Raw genomic sequence first — 17968 nt, forward strand, 5'->3', positions numbered from 1 at the left:
ATCCTTACTATCAAGTTTTATTTAGCCCTCGCCAGACGACAAAACCAAAAACAGCGATAACTGGTTAACATATTATACAAGGACAAGTAGATCTTCTTTTATCACTTCTGGGATTTTGATTTTCACATCTTGCCCATTGACGATATGGTAACCAAATCCCTCTCCTAATGTCTCTGTACGATCCATTGGAAAGCTTATCACGCTCTGCCCTGATTTTTTCATCAGAAGTATATGTTGACGGACAGACTTTAATTGTTCAATAACTGGGCTGCGCCCCAAACTAATTTCTCGATGATTTGCTGCGGCTATGACTTGGAACTGTAAATGCCCAAACGTTTTCATCATATCCGCAAAAGCAGTTTCTTTCGTCATGCCAAGTGCCTGTTTAAAGTCTGCAACATTATCAATAACAAAGAGATAAGGAGGGAAAGCGGGAAACTCCATCCCCTGACTTAACGCCTCTTCATATTGAACCTTTCTTAATTCCATAACTCGTGTCGCCTCTTCGATCTCTTGATGCATACCTTCCATTGTCATGACATAGGACACTTTTTCATGGCGGTTGAAATCAAATAACGGGCGATCGACTCCATCAAATACGATAATCTTTTCTATGTTAACGTACTTAAGGTAGAACGAAAGCATGACTTTTAACATATTTGACTTTCCACGCTGTGGTTCACCAACAACCAATGTGTGCGCCCCTGCATCCTCAGCCATATAGACTGGCAGCACAGTCTCTTCGTTCAGGCCGAGTGGGATTCCTGGTCGAGGAACTTCTTCCAAGCGTTCTCGGAACCCAGCGAGTGTCAAGCTCTTCGGCAACATGACCATCGATTTTGGCAGTGCCGATCCTTGATAGCGGCTATTGATCGTTTGGATACGCGCTTTCACGTTTTCAATTATTTCAAAGTCCGTTTCCCCTTCTGCTGGTAAGTACGTATGGGCAAGCCAGTTTTTACCTTTTGCGACAATCATTCGACCCGGAACAGACTCAATCGCAAATGGAACCCTTCCAAGTAATGATGTGACATCGGTTTTATCAATCATGTAATGACAAATCTTCATATTCATGCTGTTTAACAGCACAGGCTTCACTGCGTTTCTTGCAGTTACGGTTGCAAAGACATAAATGCCGCGTGATTGACCATCTCGGGCGAACCGAGTGAAGGCCGGCACTAGGTCTGAAAACTCTTCCGGCAAGATGTCATAGTTATCAATGACAATGAAAATCGATGGCATTGGCTCGTCACTCACCTCATTGTAAACGGAGATGTTGCTCACTTCTTTTTCCATAAACAGCTCACTCCTGCATTCCATTTCTTTTTCAATGTAGTCAATGAGCTTTTCTAACTTACGTCCTTCATCCAATTTAATATAATCCCCGGTATGACGAAGCTGGCGCAATGGCAGAAGGGCACCGTTCCCAAAGTCGAGCAAATAATAGTTTGCTTGCTCAGGTGATTGTTTCTCCGCAAATGCTAAGAGTAACGTTAGGAGCGTCATCGACTTTCCGTATCCGCTTATACCAAAGATCATTAAATTGCCGCTCTTGCCCCAATCATAACAAATGGGGAATTGCCGTTGATTCTCTGGGTCATCGGCAAGCGCAAATGGGAATGCTTGTGGATCATCTTCTTCGTAACTCTCAGCATCATAGAAGATCCGTTCTTCTAATGGGTCAAGCCACGGGCTTTTCGCTGGAACAATCGCCAATTCGTTTGTTGTTGTTATAATTTCTTCGACAATCGCCTCAATCTCGGTGATGCTTTCTTGTTTATTGTCCTTTTCCATCTCCGCTCGTGAAACAAGTTTTAAACCGAGATCTGTCACATAAGCAATCTCCTCTTCCCCCTCGTGAGCTGACCTCATATACTGCGCACCGCTCCATGCGCTTTGGAACAAGTCGTATTGCTCGTTACTACCAATTTGTAAATAGCCTCGTCCCGTTTCTTTAATATAAGCGGCATCTTCGTTTTTTAGAATTTCTCTTGAATCCGTGGCGTTTTGTACTTTCAAGGCGATCCGAAAACGGGAGTTACTCCAGATTTGTCCGTCTACCACTCCGCTCGGCTTTTGTGTCGCTAGGAGAAGATGTACACCAAGAGAGCGCCCAATGCGCGCCGCAGATACAAGTTCTTTAATAAATTCTGGTTCCTCATTTTTTAGCTCGGCAAATTCATCGGAAATAATAAAGAGGTGCGGCATCGGCTCTTTAGCGATACCTGATTTATACAGTTCCGTGTAGTCGTTAATATGGTTAACGGTATGTTCATCGAATAAGCGTTGACGCTTCTTTAATTCTGATCGAATGGAGGCTAGGGCACGTAAACTAAAGTTTTCACTCTCAGCAATATTAGTGATCACACCAAGTAGATGCGGCATCCCTTTAAATGGCTGCGCCATTCCGCCCCCTTTGTAGTCAATGAGCAAGAAGGCAACTTCATGGGGGTGGTAGTTGACGGCTAAAGACAAAATATAGGTTTGTAAGAACTCTGATTTCCCTGACCCCGTTGTTCCTGCAAGCAATCCGTGGGGACCATGCATCTTTTCATGTGCATCTAGCTCAAGCAGCTCATCTTTTGCCTTAAAGCCGATTGGCACTGCAAGGGATTTCGTGCTGTCATTGATTTGCCAACGTTTATTGATTTTTAAATCTTTCGCCCGCTTAATCCCTGGGAACATTTCCATAAAGGACACCATGTCAGGGATTGACCGTGTCATACCCTGTTGGTGATACAAAGAAGCGAGCATGCGCGCAAAGTTTTCGTTTGACGGATCGTATGGATCAAACTGGAAGCGTTTATGAATCGAAATGTTCCTTAGTAGCACGATTTCCCCTTCGTTTCGGTTTACTGCTTTCACAATTGTATGCACATGTTCATTTAAGTTTTGAGCCACGTCTGTTAAAAAGATGACGGTGAAGCCAAGCTGTTTATCTTTTCCTTCCAAATATTCCATAATACTGTGTTCTGCAATCAGTGAACGATTTGCGACAAGGAAAACGATGTGCGGGAGAAATTTTTTCGCTTCTCGTTTCTTCTCAAATGCTTCTTTTTGTGCCAATTCTCGCTGACGCAACATGTGATACAACGGATTTAAAATGTAGTCGCACGCCTTTTCATCATAGATGAAGCCTTTTGCCTCTGAACCAGGCAATTGAAAATGTGGTAACCAGCGCATCCACTCCCATTTTCTGCGCTGTCCTTCATGTAAAATCGCGACAAACCGTAAGTCATGATAACTGTGTGCAAAAGCGAGTTGCCCAATAATTTGCGATACTTCACGTTCCACAATGGAAGGCTTTCCAACATATCCGAGCGCACCGCGGGCGACACTTAAACGTAGTGGTGCATCCTCTAGGTGTGAATACTTGTCACGTAACCGCTCAAAATCCTCCAACAGCTCATCCCGATCACGATTCGATAACTCATCACTCGGTTGATTTAATTCAAAGCTGGCGGGCACAGACGAGCGTCCAATTCGAATATCTAAAAAATCTTCGTTGTCAATGGTTCTCTCCCAAATACGGCTACTGACACGACGCGTCTCATCCTTCATTTGTTCAAACGTCGGGAAATGATATGAAAGCGCATGCCTTTGCGCCTCCGCTAGCTCCTGCAATTCATCCCGCTTTACCTCTAAATAGCGAGTGTACACACGTTTACGCTTTTCTTCTTTTTGCTTCCGCTTTTTCTTCTCGCGAAAAAACATCATTGTCGCCACAAACGCCATAACCGTCATAATTGGGACAGACATGAACAACATCCACGTGCGTTTCAATGTAATCGAAATCGTGACCATGATCACGATAATGGAAAGCGGCGGCAGCAAAACCAACCACAGTGGCCGGCTCGTATCATCCACTTCTTCAGACGGCATAGAAAAATCCACTTTATCCGTCGGTTGTTCATAGATCATACGTGGCGTACGGCGGTAAATAGGATACTGTTGTTGCATGAGGGACGTTGGCGTTTCTACCTGGGTCAACGTCGTTTTATAATGCTCACTGCTTTCAACGACCAAAATAACACCATCTAAAATTTTCAAAAGCACGCGTCCAAAAAGAAGCTCATCACCGTCTAATATACGGGTCGGCGTGGATACTGTCACTCCGTTCACATATGGGGCCTGTGTCCCTTCTTTCGGATACAGCGTCCATTTCTTCTTTTCATATAGCAATAGGCAATCCACCTGAATATCCAGTGGTAAAACTACATTGGCAGAAGATTTATTGGAAATGGTCACAAGATTCGAATGACCCATATAATATTTTTTTTTACTTGGAGCCTCTTTTATGTATAGGAAAAAATAAGGTTGACCATCTATGTTCAAATTGCATGATTCACCAGAAGAAAGGGTAAGCAGTTCTTCGTCTCCACACGTAATCAAGCACTGACCATCTTGATCACGAACTTGTATGTCTTTTTGTAAAAAAGAAATACGTACCTTTACATGTTCCCCCGGGCCAATAACAGCAGGGAGTCCATCCACCGCCACCCTTTGCACATACTGATCGTAAAAGACCCACAATGTCGAGGACATTATTTGTCACCTCCACCCTTTTCCTTCTTATAATCCTTTTGATTCCTATCCTTTTCTTTTTCGTCTTTTCCTTCTTGTTTGTCTGGATTACCTTCATCATTCGGCTGGGATGGTTCCTCTTCCTCCGCTAACTCTTCAAGTTCATGCATATAATTATCAATCTCCGCTTCAATCTCCTTGATTAAGTCTTCCCGCTCTTTTCCTGACAGCTTATTATCATTTTTGACTTCTTCTCGACGCTTCAAATTGGCGTATACAAGCCACTCTTTATCTTGAAGCCCGCGGGCAATATCAATGGCTTCTTCATTTTCGCCCCGTCCAATCGCAATCCAGTAATCGAAGTAAGGCTCTGCAGCTTGCAGTACGAGCACATTTTTAAGGTTTTTCCGATGATAGTCTTGCAATGGTTCTACTGCGACATAAGATTGCGCGAGTTCATATTTCACAACACGGGGCATGCTGCTTGGTGAATACGGTTCAAGGGTATCAATCACTTCACTATAGTTTTCATTTAAGAAAGCGGAATGGCTAGCGGTAAATGCTTCTTGCCTTGGTTGTAAAAAGGCAAGGACGTACACAATATACACAATCGCTGGTACAAGCACGGAAATGAGCCCGATGCCTACCCACTTTTGTAGGATCCACCTTGTTTTCGGTACTTTATGTAATTGCTTTTCTTGTTGTTCCTGTTCTCGAATCCAATCACAAACAAGTTCACGTAATCCTTCTAACGTTGTTTGTTGGATGAGAGCTTCTGCTCTATGTGATAGTTTTAATGTGTCATGATGATTCATATATTCATTAAATCGATAATTCCCATCTAAAAGCACTAGTAATGTGGTACGTAATTCAAGAAATAATCTATCGGGGGTTTTTTCATATGGGGGGATACTGTCTTTCACACCATAATGGATAAATGTCACCTCCAGCCCATCACTGACAAGCACGTTCTCCGGGCTGACAATCAAATGAAGTAGATCGTGATTATGTTGGATGACTTTTTGGATCAATGCGTGGGCAACAAAGAGTTTCACACTTTCTTCTTTATTTTTAAGCGTACCAAACGACTTCAATGGGATCACTGGTCTCACTTTAATGACAAAGTCGTCTTCATTTTGTTCGATTTCTCTCGTAGTGTACGGATCACAACCGTCTAGTACTCTTGCTTCTAACGTATCATTTAATTGAATCTCTTCATTTTGAAATGTAATAGTATAATAGCCGTTTTCATCTTTCCCTAACTGCATACCTAGTCGCTCTTCTAAATAAAGTCGTTTTCTCTCACTCATTTTCCCAACTCTGCCCCTCTCCTATGAGCGAATGTTCACAGTATCACTAAACGATCACCATTTGTGACACCATGGTCTGCCAAGATCTGATCTCCTCCAAGTATCCGCGCTTTATTTTCAATCCGGATATAATCCCCCTCTCGTCGCTGTTGGTTCAGCTTTTCAATTTCCCACACAATGTCGATGAACTTGCGCACAGTGTATTGGTCGGATAAACGCAAATCTATCTCCTTTTCTAAATAATTACGCAAATCAACTGTTACTTTTATGTACACAAAAACACCTCTTCCCAGAGAAAAAGCAATCACAATCCACAATAACATGAATCGCGATTGCGCTCCGTAAAATGATTTAGTATCCAATGCGGCTACGGATTTCTTGGTCTGTTGTTTCCACAACGTTCGCAATATCATCCGTTTGTGCTCCAAGCTCTTCGTACAACTGGATGAGCTCTTCTACGTGCCTCCGTTTGTCTTGCCACTGTTCAGCAAATCCTTGGAATGCCTCCCCTTCCCAAGTAGAGCCCAACTTCATAATACGTGCATCTCCTCTTTGCAGTAACTCTTGGTACGATGCTGCATCTGCACGGGTCTCATTTGCCTCCGTGCGTAATTCATCAGGTGTCATACGAATTTGTGCCATGAAAAATCTCCTCCTGAAAATTATGATTTTTCTTTAATACATAATTATTGTAAGAGTGAAATTATTATGATGTCAACCTTTTTGGATATATTTTACAATCATCCTGTTTGTATCTCTTCTTCCTCAAGCACTAACTACCTTAGAAACCCGCTTTGTGGAAGTACAATCTTTTTCGAAGACTGAAACGGGAAGTTAATGATAGTTGAAGGTGTAATACCGTAACTTATCTCTCTTGTGTCTTCATCTTTCCCCAATCTGGTTGATGTGTTCCCCAAAAGTCTTATGTTATCGTTAATGATCAAACATAATTTTTCCATTTATTTATACTTTACACAAAATTATGTTTTTATCAATCATTGTTTCTGATACGATAATAAGTAAATCGTGACACGTATGGATAATCATTGAAAGAAGGAGGATTTAATAGACTGTGAGAAGCAAGAAAAACAGTGTCATCAGCCTATTCATCGCCATTCTAATCATCGCTTCGATCCCCATCGGCTTTTTTAATTACATTGGGCCCGAACCAACGTTTCGTCCAAAAAACACGACAGCACAAATCGCAATTGTTAACGAAGATGATGGTTTTCTTCAAGCAAAAGATAATCTCGTCACGTTAGGACAAGACTCGATTTTAACGATTGAAAGCGGTGAATCTGAGTACGAATGGCCTGTTGTCAGCCGGAGCGCCGCACAAACAGGGCTAGAAAACAAAGAATACGATGCTGTCATTTATATTCCTTCCTCGTTTTCACGCGACATTATGTCATTTAAAGAGGAAGTACCGAGAATCACTAACATTCGCTTTGAGATATCACCCCACCTAAACGCGAAAAACCAAGAACGTGTCCAAAAAGAGCTCGAAGCTGCCCAACAAAAGCTGAACGGGCAAGTCACAGCCATGTATTGGCGTTATGTAAGTGAAGAAATTAACGAAGTTCAAACGAACTTTGGTGAAATACTGGACAAAGAGATCGATTTCTTAAATGAAATGTATTCGTTTTACGCTCCCAGCTCACAAGAACTTGGGGAGGAAATTGATCGCCAGCGTGAGCGCTTAAGACAGCTATTTTCCCACTCGAAAGAGGCGGCGGGTATTGCAGGAAATTCACAAAGCAGTCTTACAGAAGCAGAAAAAGCTTTTGAAACGCTCACGAACAATATCGACACGTACCTAGCTTATCAAGCAGATGTAGTAGATTCCTTACAATTAATCGATCTTGAAAATGAACAGCTGATAAATGAAGCATCCGCAGAGTTCAACTCATTATTAGAAGATGGTGAGAGACGGATCAGAGAAGGCCAAGAACCCTTTCAGCCGCGATTAGAAAATGAAGGAAACAACGTATACGACTATTTGCAAGCGATTCGTGCTGGAGTAGGTACTCTCGATCAACAAATGCAAGGCTTTGAAACGAATATGAACACCTCTTTTCAGGCATTACATCGAGAGATTGACCTTCTGCCGCAATCACACAGGGATGTCATTAGAAATTACAATCAGCAAGACGCTTTGAATGCCTTTTTATCTACAATGGAATCCACTCTCGTCATACGTAAGAACCTGACTCAAAAAACTCCCGATGAGCAACAGCGGCCAGGTGCACCACAAGATGATTTGAAGGGGCTGACACCAAGTACACTTGACGAGATCCAGGAGCAAGCCAAAACCATAAAAGAATTGCTTACCAAGCTTGAACCGGAAAAAGAGAAGCCTGAGCCTAATCCAATACCCGATCCGGAGCCAGACACTAAACCGGGATCATCGGGTGAACAAAACAACGATCTCGAACAAGAAAACACGATGGGGAAGTCAGAAGAACAACCTGATCCAACACCAGATACTGAACCAGGATCACCGAGTGAATCGGACAACGATCTCGGCCAAGAAGACACTTTAGGGAAATCAGAAGATAATGACCTAGACAATAAAAGAGATTCAGAAGAACAACCGGAACAACCAGGAGAACCACCGCAACCAGATACGCCTCAAGATGAACGTTCCCCGTATACGATCTGGGAAGAAGCAATGGCGATTATTGAGCAGCTAGAAAATGAATTGAACAGCCAAAAGACAAACATCAAAAACAACCACGATCTCGTATCCAGTTATGTCGACTACTTAGAAAAACTGCAGCGCTACCTAGATCAATTAGAAGAAAGAACAGAGGCGCTACCGAGCTCACTGATAGACAAAATTCAGGAGCGCGAAAAGCTGATTTTATCATCCGAACCAGCAAGTGAATTTGCGCCCCGTTTTAGTGATCCAATTCAAAATCGTGACCCTGGCTTATTGATGGACTATTACGGATTACTTTCTGAGCTTGAACTGACCATGCGAAACTATAGTTCTAGCAGTACTTTAAATCGGGAACATGCAGATGCGGCGATTAAGCAATTTGCTCGTATGGGAGAGTTAAGGGAACAAATCCTTGGATCACAAGAAAACGTGACATCCTTCATGTTCTTAACCGAGGATATTAAACAATTCCAGAAATTCTCTACAGACGCACGTACCGAAATGGATACTCTCCTTGAAGATACGAATACCGTGCTCGCCGACCTAAGTGATGAAATCAAAGAGGAACAACAGCTTATTTTATCATTGGTTAATGAAACACATGTACATGCGGGCAACGCTGTAGAGCAAATAAAGAGTAACCGCAAACCAATCGAAATTGAAGCTGGGCCAATCGAAGGCCTTAATGGCCACCTTGTGCAGATGAGTCATCAAGCGTCTTTAATGGAGGTCGAACAACTTGGCGATGTCGTATCCTCTCTTAGCAAGCACCAAGACGGTTTGATTGGGTCAACAGAAGAAATGTTTGGCCAAGTCTCAAGTGTCCAAAGCAAATCTGATGATCTAAATAACCGATGGAAAAAGAGTGTGGATACAACAAAACTTGTACATGACAATATGAATGATATTCTTCATAATGCGATTAACGATGGCTATTACAACGACTACGTATACAAACACTTGTCCAACCCTGTCAACGTTGCTGGAGAACAAGTGGTAGAACCTGCCGAACCGTTTACGCCACCAGTTGTCATGCTTGTGATTATCTTGCTTGTCAGCCTACTGATTGGATATTTGGCTCACCATTATGGGAATTTGCCTATCCTTGTGCATCTATCACTATATGTCATTTTATCGGTTGCTCTTGGATTAATTATTAGCATATACGGACTCAATATCTATAAAATGTCGGAGGCACAAGCCATTCAATGGTCCATTATTACGGTATTGCTTGTCCTGGCTACATCAGGATTAATGTGCTTAATACTCATAATCGGACCATGGATAGGAGCACTCGGGAGCGTTTTAATCATTTTCCTATTTACCACTCCGCTCCTTGATATGGCGATGCCAAACTTTCGTTCCAGTAACCCGATAGCTGAACTATTCATATCTATTCAACATCAAGAACAAAAACTATTCGTACCAGGTGCCACGGTACTATTCGCCATTACCTGCTTTTCAATCGCAATAATAGTGGCTAAACACATTTACAAAAATCAACAATTACGTCATTCAGCAGAGGAAGAGGAATATGAAATTTAAACGTTTGACTGTTTGTTGTGGTGTAGTAGTAGTGCTTCTTACAGGATTTTCTCCCCTCTCTTTTGGGGCGAAAGAACCTACACGTACGGATCCCGCCGAGTATCAAGAGCATGAAATCCGGTCCAATCTACGAAAAGATCACACTTCAGAAGAGGCACAAGAGCCGGTGCGTGTACCTGAAGAAGTGCGTAAGTTACAATTCGATCAACCACGAGAACAAGAATACGATAAAATGATTCGTACCCTCTCCTTCACAGGAGAAGATAAATTCACCACTGAAACGATTGCAAGTCATATTGGACTGTTTGATACAGAAAACCCTTTGCCGCAACAGACACCGAACAATGATAATTCATCCGTTGCTTGGCTCCCTTGGGCACTGGGAGGTGTTGTAATAGCACTCTTTTTAACGCTGTTTGTGTATATCTTGCCTAAAGGGTTTAATCAAATGGAGCAGTAAAATCATGAGACTGGGACATAAGTTAAAAGCTGATTGATATTCGTAATAATCGTGAGAATAAAACCGCGGGAAATCAAGGTTTTCAAACTTGATTTCCCGCGGTTTACTCATTTTTACAGGGTTATGTCCCAGCCATTATTTTTGTTAAAAAAATCCCTACCATCGCTACGTCAAAATATTTCGCTTTCCTCAGGTCTCTTCAGCTTCCTCGGAAAGCAAAGATCGCTTTCTGTTTACTGGGATAAGAATAGGTGCATTAGGAGTACTTCTTGAGAGCGACGTCAATAGCTTAGTGATCCCCAAAAAATACGGTAGAGAATGTAATTAAAATAATTCCAGTCACTCTCCATTTTTTGTACCTTTTTTTAATGGTTCTATGTCAAATGTTGGGGTGAAGTGAGATGGAATCTCACCTACCCAACATGACTTCCAATTTTTTTATACTTATGTAAAAGAAGTATTCTTGCCCTTGCCCTTAGGAAGTTCCTAAATCCAAAGGCGTTCCTCTTCATGACTTTCGTCAGGTTATTAATTCCCTCCAAAAAACCATTTGAGTAATCAAATAAAAAGCTGTTTAGTACCTCTGTCTGCCAGTTCTTGAATGTACGGATAGCCTTCACAAATTCAGGGATGCCCTCTTGTTCTACCTTCCTATAAAAATCCATTAATCCTTGCTTGGTTTCTTGGATCTTAGCCTGTCCATTTTCCTTGGCTTGCTTAAACCAACAGCAGTAGGACTCTTTCAACTCGTAAGCCCTGCGAAGCTCTTCGTCCATCCCAAGGTACCTGTCCAAATACCAGCGATCCTCTTCGGTCAGCTTTGCACTGTCTTTGTAAAACACATAGCGCATCCTTTTACATTTCTTCCGATCATAATCATTCCAATCAGACTGGATTCTTCTTCTGACCCCGTCAAGAGCCCAATAAATATAACGGCAAAAATGAAAACGATCTGCTACAATAACTGGCTTCCCCAACGCCTTTCGGACAGCTGCTTTAAAAGAAGGGCTCATATCCATAATGACCACTTCCACATTGGTTCCATGTTTTTGGAGATAATCCTTGATGGTCTTCTTTTTTCGGTTTGGCAAGATATCAATCGGTTCCTTTGTCTCCCCGTCAGCAATAATCAATTGATATTTTCCTTCCTTTGTATCTCCCTTGTACTCATCGATGGCGATCACCCTGGGCAGTTCTTGAACCTCTGTCATTTCCTTTACGGCCAAACGATCAAACCTGCGCATGACAGTTGATACGGAGACACCAAACTGCTGGGCAGTTTCCTTAAATGTCTTCGCTTGCACGATCCGAACGGATACTGCCTGATTCCACTCGATAGAAAGCCGTTGATATCGATGAACAAAAGGATTGTCCTCCGCAAATCTCTTCCCGCACGAACAGGCATAGCGGCGCTTTTTGTAGAAGAGGTACGTCAACCGTTCAAACCACTTTAAATGTTTGATCTTTTGGATCCGGTAATCATGAATTTTCTTAGTCCTTTCCCCACAGCTGGGACACTTATGTACCTTGACAGCCATTTCTACATGAAGCGCAATACGATCTTCCATTTTCTCCACTTTTGTGATCCATACATCTTCAAGGCCGGGGATTTTTATGGTAAAATTCACTTGCACGCAACTCCAATCTTTTCTTGTTTCTAGGCAATTCAAGTATAAAAGAATTGGATGTTTGCGTGTATATTTTTATGTGCAAATTATGTGGAAACCCCAACATTTAGTATAGAGCCTTTTTAATGAAAAAGCCTTCTTGGAATCGACATCCAAGAAGGCCATGGGTTTTAACGTTTTGAGAATTGCGGTGCACGACGAGCAGCTTTAAGACCGTATTTTTTACGTTCTTTCATTGCATGTTTATATTAGATAGTATATTTTTATATCAAGTGTATTTTCAAGGTCATACTCGTAAAATTAAATACATCATTTTATATGTGTTGATATAATTTATATGGTCAATTTGTGGTCAATATAAAACCCCTCACCTCAGAGGGGTTTCGTCATTTCACATCGACGATGATATTCACGCTTATTTTAATGTCGTCTATCTCTCCAATGTCCATGGTGAGCATCCTTGTATTAGGATTCCCCGACTTGATTACACCAGTGAATTTTTCAAATCTTTTGTTTCTGTAAGTAGTGATCGTGACCGTAGTTCCATATTCGATGGCATCTTCGATCTTTTCTCCGATTTCGATTAAATCAAACTCTGTAAGCTTTGGACCACTTGACGATGACTTTTTTGTAGTTTTTGGTGGTTTTGGTACTGCCAATGACATGATTATCAACCTCCATAATTTTTAATTTGAAAACTCGACACCGACAATTGAATCAAACTTAACCATTTGAACATTTTCGTATATATCCACAACGTGGACCATCTTCTTAACTTCATTAATATAATGAAGGATTCCCTCCACTTCCTCGAAAAATCCATCGATCCAAAGTGTAAACACAATTGGCAACCGATATTCAATCGCCGTATGTAACACTTCATTGATCTGCTCCCATCCCTGTTCATCCAGTTGGGGCTTTTTTACGCGTTCCATATCAATTTCAAGCTCTTTAAGCATCTGGACTTGTTCTGGCATCATAAACCCCTGCCACTTGATATTACCGCGATCTTTAATATCCATCACGCTCCCCTCCTTTGTCTAACCGGGGCTACAGATAATATGTTGGCCATGTTAAACGTGCGGAATTGTCTCTTGTGATAGCAGTAGGCTTTGACTGCGGAATCAGATAAAGAAATCACTTTTATCATGCGTTGAGACAATTGATTATTGTTGTTTATGTAGATCATTTCAAGTTTTTGTCCTGATCCCGCTGCACGCTTTAACAAGTTTTTCATATTCTCACCCCGAACGTTAGTTTGTATTTATTATATAAGAACACCCGTTCTTAATTCAACAGGAAATTTTTACGAAAAACACCATAAAATGCTTGCTTAATAGTACCATATATGATACTATAATAATGGAAGGAGGGAACAAATGGCGAGGGTTGAAAAGCTCATCGAAAAGATGAGAAACCGCCCTAACGGAATAAGGTTTAATGAGATCGTCAAAGTCCTTGAATCTAACGGATACATAATGGTGAGAATTAGAGGCTCACACCATCATTTCCGAAACGAGTACGGAGACGTCATCACGATACCTAAGCACAATCCGGTTAAGGCGGTTTATGTGGAAGATGTTTTAAAAAGGATTGGGGAGTAGGTTCCCCTTTCCTACCATCTATTATAGACAACTCCTCGCCTGTTTAAAATGGTAAAAAAAGATGTTAGTTATTACATGGAGTTACCTTATTCAATCGTTATTAAAAAGATTAACGATGGCAGCGGCCAGTATTATTTTGCCGATGTGCTGGAATTAGATGGCTGCCACAGCCACGGAGATACCGCTGAAGAAGCATACAAAAATGCCCGTGAGGCTATGGAGGGATGGCTTGAAACAAAACTGGAACACGGCGATCCCGTTCCAGAACCACGTGAGGATTACAGTGGGAAAATCAATCTTCGCATGCCAAAATCCTTGCATCAAAAACTGGCCATGTTAGCGGAGCATGAAGGCGTTAGTCTAAATCAATACATGCTGTATAAACTTAGTCAGTAGAGGAGTTTTTAAAAAATGAAAATTAAAATCGGCCCCCGTAAACCCAGCCTTAAAAAGCGTATCAGCGCCCGGACGAGTATCAAAAGACAGGTCGTCCATCGTGCCGGGCTTAAGATGCCGCGTGGGTATGGGTGGATAAGGAATCCTAAACGGTACGTCTATAATAAAGCTTACCAGCGTACTACATTTGATATATTTAAGTTAATAAAGAAGCTGTTTAAGTGAAAGCCCGGCCAGCGCCGGGCTTGTTTTTTAAAAAATAAATAAGAAGGGAAAAATGGACCATTTGTAGAATAGGCTATATGGCACATAAAATAACAGAATATTTAGGGGGACAATATAAAAATGGAAGTTGTTTTACCACCAAGATTTACCCGTCATTCTATGTATAGGCTTTTAAACGAAGTAATAGACAATGACTTGCATCCCAAAGCTCGTGAGATTCGCTTTAATTTCTGTGATTTATCTTTTATTGAGCCTGCGGGAATAACAATTTTAAGTAATTTATTTGAATGGCTACGCAAACAAGGTGTAAGGTCTAAAGTAATTTATCCTACAAACATAAACAAGGGGAAAAACTCGCCTATACAGTTTCTGGACGATTCAATGTTCTTTAAACAATACATTGGAAAGTCAATTACCAGTTATCCTGGTGTACGTCCGACCACTATTCCCTTAAAACTGGTAGCGTATAGTGATAGCACACAATGGTTAGAAAATGATTTCACTTTTTGGTTGTCAAATCAACTATCCATACCTCCAAACACCTTGACTACTATTAGAACGTGCTTCGGGGAAATTTTCAATAATATTAAAGATCACGCCCAGGAAAACATTGGATGCATCTTTGCGCAACATTACCCAAATAAAAACCAAATTAAAATCGCAATATCAGACTTTGGAATGGGCATACCAGATAATATTCGTCGTATTTATCCTTCCCTTCAAGATCATTTAGCAATTGAAAAAGCATCCGAAGAAGGCGTTACATCAAAAACTTCTCCAAGAAATTTAGGAGCAGGCTTACATACTTTGATTGAAAATGTGGTAAATAATAATAAAGGCGCTATTCATATTCATTCAAATTATGGTATAGTAAGCTGTATTAAGGGGAATGATGGTGTTGAAAAGCAAGCTACCTTAGAACGAGGTTTTTATCCCGGAACTTTTATTGAGGTTATTCTTAGGACCGATTTTATCGAAAATATTACTGATTTTGAGGAGGAGTTCAAATGGTAATAAATATTTGTGACCATGTAGGACGCTGTTACTCCAACGAAGACGGGAAAGTTATTCAAGACATTTTGCGCCATCATTTACAAAACAATGTTGTAGTAACAATTTCTTTTAAAAACATTGACGGTGTTACCTCTTCGTTTGTTAACACTGCTTTTATTGAGTTGCTCAATGACTTTAACTTTGATGACATCAAACGATTACTAAGGTTTGTTGATTCGACTAAGCAAATTAACGATATGATTAGAAATCGTTTTATGTTTGAAGTTAGTAGAAGAAAAAACTTAATACCGGTTTAAATGAATAGAGCCCGCAATAATCGCGGGCTTTTCTTTTTATTGATCAAATTTAGGCACTGTTATGTCGGAACACGGATCGCACAAGTCATAAGCTTGATTAAGATCCACTCCCCATAGACGGACATATTTGTCAGTCATCTGTGTGCTGGTGTGCCCGAGTATGCGACTCAACGCAATGGTATTGCCCCCTTTGGCTACCCACAGCCTGGCAAATGTATGCCGAAACGTATGAGGACTAACTCTCATACGATCAATGCCGTGTTTAGTCCCTAGTGAATTTTTTACTTTTCGCAGCGCGTCCCGCACCGAAGACGGAGACAGCGGCCGACCATAACGAGAAGCAAAAATGTATTCAGTCCTATCAATCTCGTATTTGGTGATATAATCTTGTACCGTTTTTGAGAAATCGAACGAGAAAGGAACCTCCCGCTCTTTATTCCCTTTGCCGATCACGAGCAACCTGCGCCGCTCGAAGTCAAAACTGATAGGTTGCAGCTCCAACGCCTCACTGATACGCAGACCTGTGCTGACTAATGTATAGAGCAACAAAACAAAACGCTCTTTGTATTGTGGTGTCGCACGTACATTACGGATTGCATCAAAAATTGCTTGCAACTGCTCCGGAGTGAAACTCTGTATTGTTGTGTGGCGTGGAACCGGGCGGCGTATCCCTTTTGTAATGTCGGGGTCATCAATAAGGCCTTTTTCACCTAAGAAATTTCCCAGGTGAATTAAAAAGTCATAATGCTTTGCTCTTGTGCTTGTTGACAGCCTCTGCCCCTCCTTTTGTTTGTTGGGGCGCTGTGCCAGATTCGCCATATACAATCGGCTGACCTCAACGTTGAGACAATCAACGGTAATATTATGTGTCTCGCAAAAGTCAGCAAACTCGTAAAAACGAGAACGGAAATAAGGAAGGTTGCTCGGAAGCAACCCCTCTGAAATGATCCATTCTAAAAAGTCGTCCACTAAGTGGATCACTTGAACACCACCTTATTATCGAGTGTCCAAGGATGCTCACAACGGGAGTTGACCATTTGCGCTATCTCGCTTTTGCTCATAACAGGTCTTGTTGCCGCTTCCCATGGCGACCACCCCGCCTTTTTGACTCTGAAATAATAGGTATCACGGCGAATGCCATTTTCGAGAGCCATTTGTAAATACGGGTCGTTATTTTTATTTTTGGCCAGGCTTGCCCTCCTAGCCTCTTGCACATTCATTTTAGGCGTGGTTGCCGCCTTTTTCGGCTCCCAACCATTTCGTATCCGCTGACTTAACAGCGGAAAGGTGATGCCGTTTTGTTCCGCAAGATCACGTATCTCTTGCGGTATTTTTGATTTCTTGGGCTTTGGTGGCGTTGTGATAGCTCTCTCTTTGTCCCAACATAAACGCCGGACACGCTCGCACAAGAGTGACCGGCTCACGCCGTATTCCTCGGCGCGAGCATAATCCTCAAATGTAATGTAGTAATCATAGATATTTATGGCCATAACAATCACCACTCCAAGCTGTGTTGATTAAGTATTGTTTTTTCGTTATCGCCTTCGTGTCGGACGGCGAATCCGACAACATATCCGTTATCATCCATATCTAAGCGCAAATGATTAGAGCTATCTTTTAGTACGTAGTCTGCATGTTTACGCTGGATGACCACAATCTGACGGTCAAAGTCAACACGAGACTCGTCGTCAGCCAATTGCGTGACATGTATAACATCACCGGGAGCCGGGATGCGTCCGCGTTGAAATTTGAATACGATGCCTTGTCGCTCCGTCAAATTAGGAGCTTTTAGCACATACGTGTGCTTGCCGATCTTATATAAATCAACCTCATTAAAATCAATCTCACATACTGCTAGAAATTGGTTGTGTATTACAAACATTTCATTTCCTCCTATGCCCGCCACCTTTGTGTGGCCGCAGCGAATTATGTTATATTAGGAGGTGAGACCGGAGCCGCTTACTCCGTCTCACCAAAAGGTCCTACTCTGCCGGGTGGGCCTTTTTTAGATATTTAATTCCTTGCGATGATACAAGTGCTGGAGTTTTGCCTTCGGCATATAATTCACAGTACATGCCTTGGGGATCAAAGATCCCTTTTAAGCCGAATTTAGTTTCCCCTACCAAATAACCCTCGGGAAGATCATACTCTTCCGCCTCGTGTACGTAGGTAAACTCACCTACAGTAAAATCCGAACCCTCAATTGCGAATGTGTCCCTAGTAAACGGATCATCCTTACGCGTCTCAATGAACTGCAATCTCACTTTTTCCATTTCTATCATCCTTTCAATTTTTTTATTTATA

At 41.7% G+C, this 17968-nt stretch carries 18 protein-coding genes and 1 pseudogene; 7 read left to right on the forward strand and 12 right to left on the reverse strand.

Going from position 1 to position 17968, the window contains the following annotated elements; all coding sequences use genetic code 11:
• Positions 1–72 precede the first annotated feature (72 nt).
• The 4 genes from essC to NST31_RS10040 all read right to left on the reverse strand — a co-directional run bounded on the left by essC (position 73) and on the right by NST31_RS10040 (position 6476).
• Positions 73–4545, reverse strand: a complete 4473-nt coding sequence (essC, locus tag NST31_RS10025) for a type VII secretion protein EssC (protein ID WP_339165336.1) — start codon at positions 4543–4545, stop codon at positions 73–75.
• Positions 4545–5834 carry a type VII secretion protein EssB gene (gene essB, locus NST31_RS10030; protein ID WP_339165338.1) on the reverse strand — a complete coding sequence of 430 codons (1290 nt, stop codon included), beginning with the start codon at positions 5832–5834 and terminating at the stop codon, positions 4545–4547. Before essB ends, essC begins: the two co-directional genes overlap by 1 nt.
• Positions 5835–5869: 35 nt before the next feature.
• A complete protein-coding gene (locus NST31_RS10035) occupies positions 5870–6109 on the reverse strand; it encodes an EsaB/YukD family protein (protein WP_018709244.1) in 240 nt (79 codons plus the stop codon).
• A 76-nt stretch (positions 6110–6185) separates the two neighbouring features.
• Positions 6186–6476: a WXG100 family type VII secretion target gene (locus NST31_RS10040; protein ID WP_077111584.1), complete on the reverse strand. Its 291-nt coding sequence runs from the start codon at positions 6474–6476 to the stop codon at positions 6186–6188.
• 430 nt (positions 6477–6906) lie between these two features.
• On the opposite strand from NST31_RS10040, the gene esaA reads away from it, so the two are divergent.
• Both esaA and NST31_RS10050 read left to right on the forward strand, forming a co-directional pair.
• The gene (gene esaA / locus NST31_RS10045) at positions 6907–10041 is read left to right on the forward strand and encodes a type VII secretion protein EsaA (RefSeq protein WP_339165341.1); all 3135 of its coding nucleotides are present in this window, start codon (positions 6907–6909) and stop codon (positions 10039–10041) included.
• Positions 10031–10501, forward strand: coding sequence for a YueC family protein (locus tag NST31_RS10050; RefSeq protein WP_339165343.1), 471 nt, complete (start codon positions 10031–10033; stop codon positions 10499–10501). The genes esaA and NST31_RS10050 overlap by 11 nt, the downstream gene beginning before the upstream one ends.
• A gap of 413 nt (positions 10502–10914) precedes the next feature.
• On the opposite strand, the gene NST31_RS10055 is transcribed toward NST31_RS10050, so the two are convergent.
• The 4 genes and pseudogenes from NST31_RS10055 to NST31_RS10070 form a co-directional block, all read right to left on the reverse strand.
• On the reverse strand, positions 10915–12069 hold the full coding sequence (locus NST31_RS10055; RefSeq protein WP_253191846.1) for an ISL3 family transposase: 1155 nt from the start codon (positions 12067–12069) through the stop codon (positions 10915–10917).
• Between the two features lie 230 nt (positions 12070–12299).
• Positions 12300–12365: pseudogene (rpsI, locus tag NST31_RS10060) on the reverse strand (30S ribosomal protein S9); the annotation flags it as partial.
• Between the two features lie 150 nt (positions 12366–12515).
• Positions 12516–12794: a YolD-like family protein gene (locus tag NST31_RS10065; protein WP_339165344.1), complete on the reverse strand. Its 279-nt coding sequence runs from the start codon at positions 12792–12794 to the stop codon at positions 12516–12518.
• A 21-nt stretch (positions 12795–12815) separates the two neighbouring features.
• Positions 12816–13151 (reverse strand): YolD-like family protein, encoded by a 336-nt coding sequence (locus NST31_RS10070; RefSeq protein ID WP_339165345.1) that lies wholly within the window; start codon positions 13149–13151, stop codon positions 12816–12818.
• A gap of 357 nt (positions 13152–13508) precedes the next feature.
• On the opposite strand from NST31_RS10070, the gene NST31_RS10075 reads away from it, so the two are divergent.
• The 5 genes from NST31_RS10075 to NST31_RS10095 all read left to right on the forward strand — a co-directional run bounded on the left by NST31_RS10075 (position 13509) and on the right by NST31_RS10095 (position 15664).
• A complete protein-coding gene (locus NST31_RS10075; protein WP_077114133.1) occupies positions 13509–13733 on the forward strand; it encodes a type II toxin-antitoxin system HicA family toxin in 225 nt (74 codons plus the stop codon).
• Positions 13734–13808: 75 nt separating this feature from the next.
• Positions 13809–14129 (forward strand): toxin-antitoxin system HicB family antitoxin, encoded by a 321-nt coding sequence (locus tag NST31_RS10080; protein ID WP_253191977.1) that lies wholly within the window; start codon positions 13809–13811, stop codon positions 14127–14129.
• 21 nt (positions 14130–14150) lie between these two features.
• Entirely contained in the window at positions 14151–14354 is a 204-nt protein-coding gene (locus NST31_RS10085) for a hypothetical protein (protein ID WP_339165519.1), read from the forward strand.
• A 120-nt stretch (positions 14355–14474) separates the two neighbouring features.
• Entirely contained in the window at positions 14475–15368 is an 894-nt protein-coding gene (locus NST31_RS10090; protein ID WP_339165347.1) for an ATP-binding protein, read from the forward strand.
• A complete protein-coding gene (locus NST31_RS10095; RefSeq protein WP_339165348.1) occupies positions 15362–15664 on the forward strand; it encodes an STAS-like domain-containing protein in 303 nt (100 codons plus the stop codon). Before NST31_RS10090 ends, NST31_RS10095 begins: the two co-directional genes overlap by 7 nt.
• 36 nt (positions 15665–15700) lie before the next feature.
• Here NST31_RS10095 and NST31_RS10100 read toward each other — a convergent pair whose 3' ends face one another.
• From NST31_RS10100 to NST31_RS10115, 4 genes are all read right to left on the reverse strand, one after another.
• Positions 15701–16645 carry a site-specific integrase gene (locus tag NST31_RS10100; protein WP_339165349.1) on the reverse strand — a complete coding sequence of 315 codons (945 nt, stop codon included), beginning with the start codon at positions 16643–16645 and terminating at the stop codon, positions 15701–15703.
• Positions 16642–17154, reverse strand: a complete 513-nt coding sequence (locus NST31_RS10105) for a hypothetical protein (RefSeq protein ID WP_339165350.1) — start codon at positions 17152–17154, stop codon at positions 16642–16644. Before NST31_RS10105 ends, NST31_RS10100 begins: the two co-directional genes overlap by 4 nt.
• Before the next feature lie 5 nt (positions 17155–17159).
• Positions 17160–17546, reverse strand: coding sequence for a hypothetical protein (locus NST31_RS10110; RefSeq protein WP_339165351.1), 387 nt, complete (start codon positions 17544–17546; stop codon positions 17160–17162).
• Between the two features lie 100 nt (positions 17547–17646).
• Positions 17647–17937 (reverse strand): hypothetical protein, encoded by a 291-nt coding sequence (locus NST31_RS10115; protein WP_339165352.1) that lies wholly within the window; start codon positions 17935–17937, stop codon positions 17647–17649.
• Positions 17938–17968: the final 31 nt, after the last annotated feature.

Origin of the sequence: Siminovitchia sp. FSL W7-1587 (assembly GCF_037963795.1) — a bacterium.
In the GTDB taxonomy this organism is placed as follows: domain Bacteria; phylum Bacillota; class Bacilli; order Bacillales; family Bacillaceae_C; genus Siminovitchia; species Siminovitchia thermophila.

Bases quoted from the DNA above. Each gene is read 5' to 3' on its own strand.
- NST31_RS10105 (WP_339165350.1), bottom strand. From the start codon at position 17,154: ATGGCCATAAATATCTATGATTACTACATTACATTTGAGGATTATGCT.
- NST31_RS10040 (WP_077111584.1), bottom strand. From the start codon at position 6,476: ATGGCACAAATTCGTATGACACCTGATGAATTACGCACGGAGGCAAAT.
- NST31_RS10095 (WP_339165348.1), top strand. From the start codon at position 15,362: ATGGTAATAAATATTTGTGACCATGTAGGACGCTGTTACTCCAACGAA.
- NST31_RS10065 (WP_339165344.1), bottom strand. From the start codon at position 12,794: ATGTCATTGGCAGTACCAAAACCACCAAAAACTACAAAAAAGTCATCG.
- NST31_RS10050 (WP_339165343.1), top strand. From the start codon at position 10,031: ATGAAATTTAAACGTTTGACTGTTTGTTGTGGTGTAGTAGTAGTGCTT.
- essB (WP_339165338.1), bottom strand. From the start codon at position 5,834: ATGAGTGAGAGAAAACGACTTTATTTAGAAGAGCGACTAGGTATGCAG.
- NST31_RS10080 (WP_253191977.1), top strand. From the start codon at position 13,809: ATGGAGTTACCTTATTCAATCGTTATTAAAAAGATTAACGATGGCAGC.
- NST31_RS10115 (WP_339165352.1), bottom strand. From the start codon at position 17,937: ATGGAAAAAGTGAGATTGCAGTTCATTGAGACGCGTAAGGATGATCCG.
- essC (WP_339165336.1), bottom strand. From the start codon at position 4,545: ATGTCCTCGACATTGTGGGTCTTTTACGATCAGTATGTGCAAAGGGTG.
- NST31_RS10110 (WP_339165351.1), bottom strand. From the start codon at position 17,546: ATGTTTGTAATACACAACCAATTTCTAGCAGTATGTGAGATTGATTTT.
- NST31_RS10055 (WP_253191846.1), bottom strand. From the start codon at position 12,069: ATGGAAGATCGTATTGCGCTTCATGTAGAAATGGCTGTCAAGGTACAT.
- NST31_RS10070 (WP_339165345.1), bottom strand. From the start codon at position 13,151: ATGGATATTAAAGATCGCGGTAATATCAAGTGGCAGGGGTTTATGATG.
- NST31_RS10075 (WP_077114133.1), top strand. From the start codon at position 13,509: ATGGCGAGGGTTGAAAAGCTCATCGAAAAGATGAGAAACCGCCCTAAC.
- NST31_RS10090 (WP_339165347.1), top strand. From the start codon at position 14,475: ATGGAAGTTGTTTTACCACCAAGATTTACCCGTCATTCTATGTATAGG.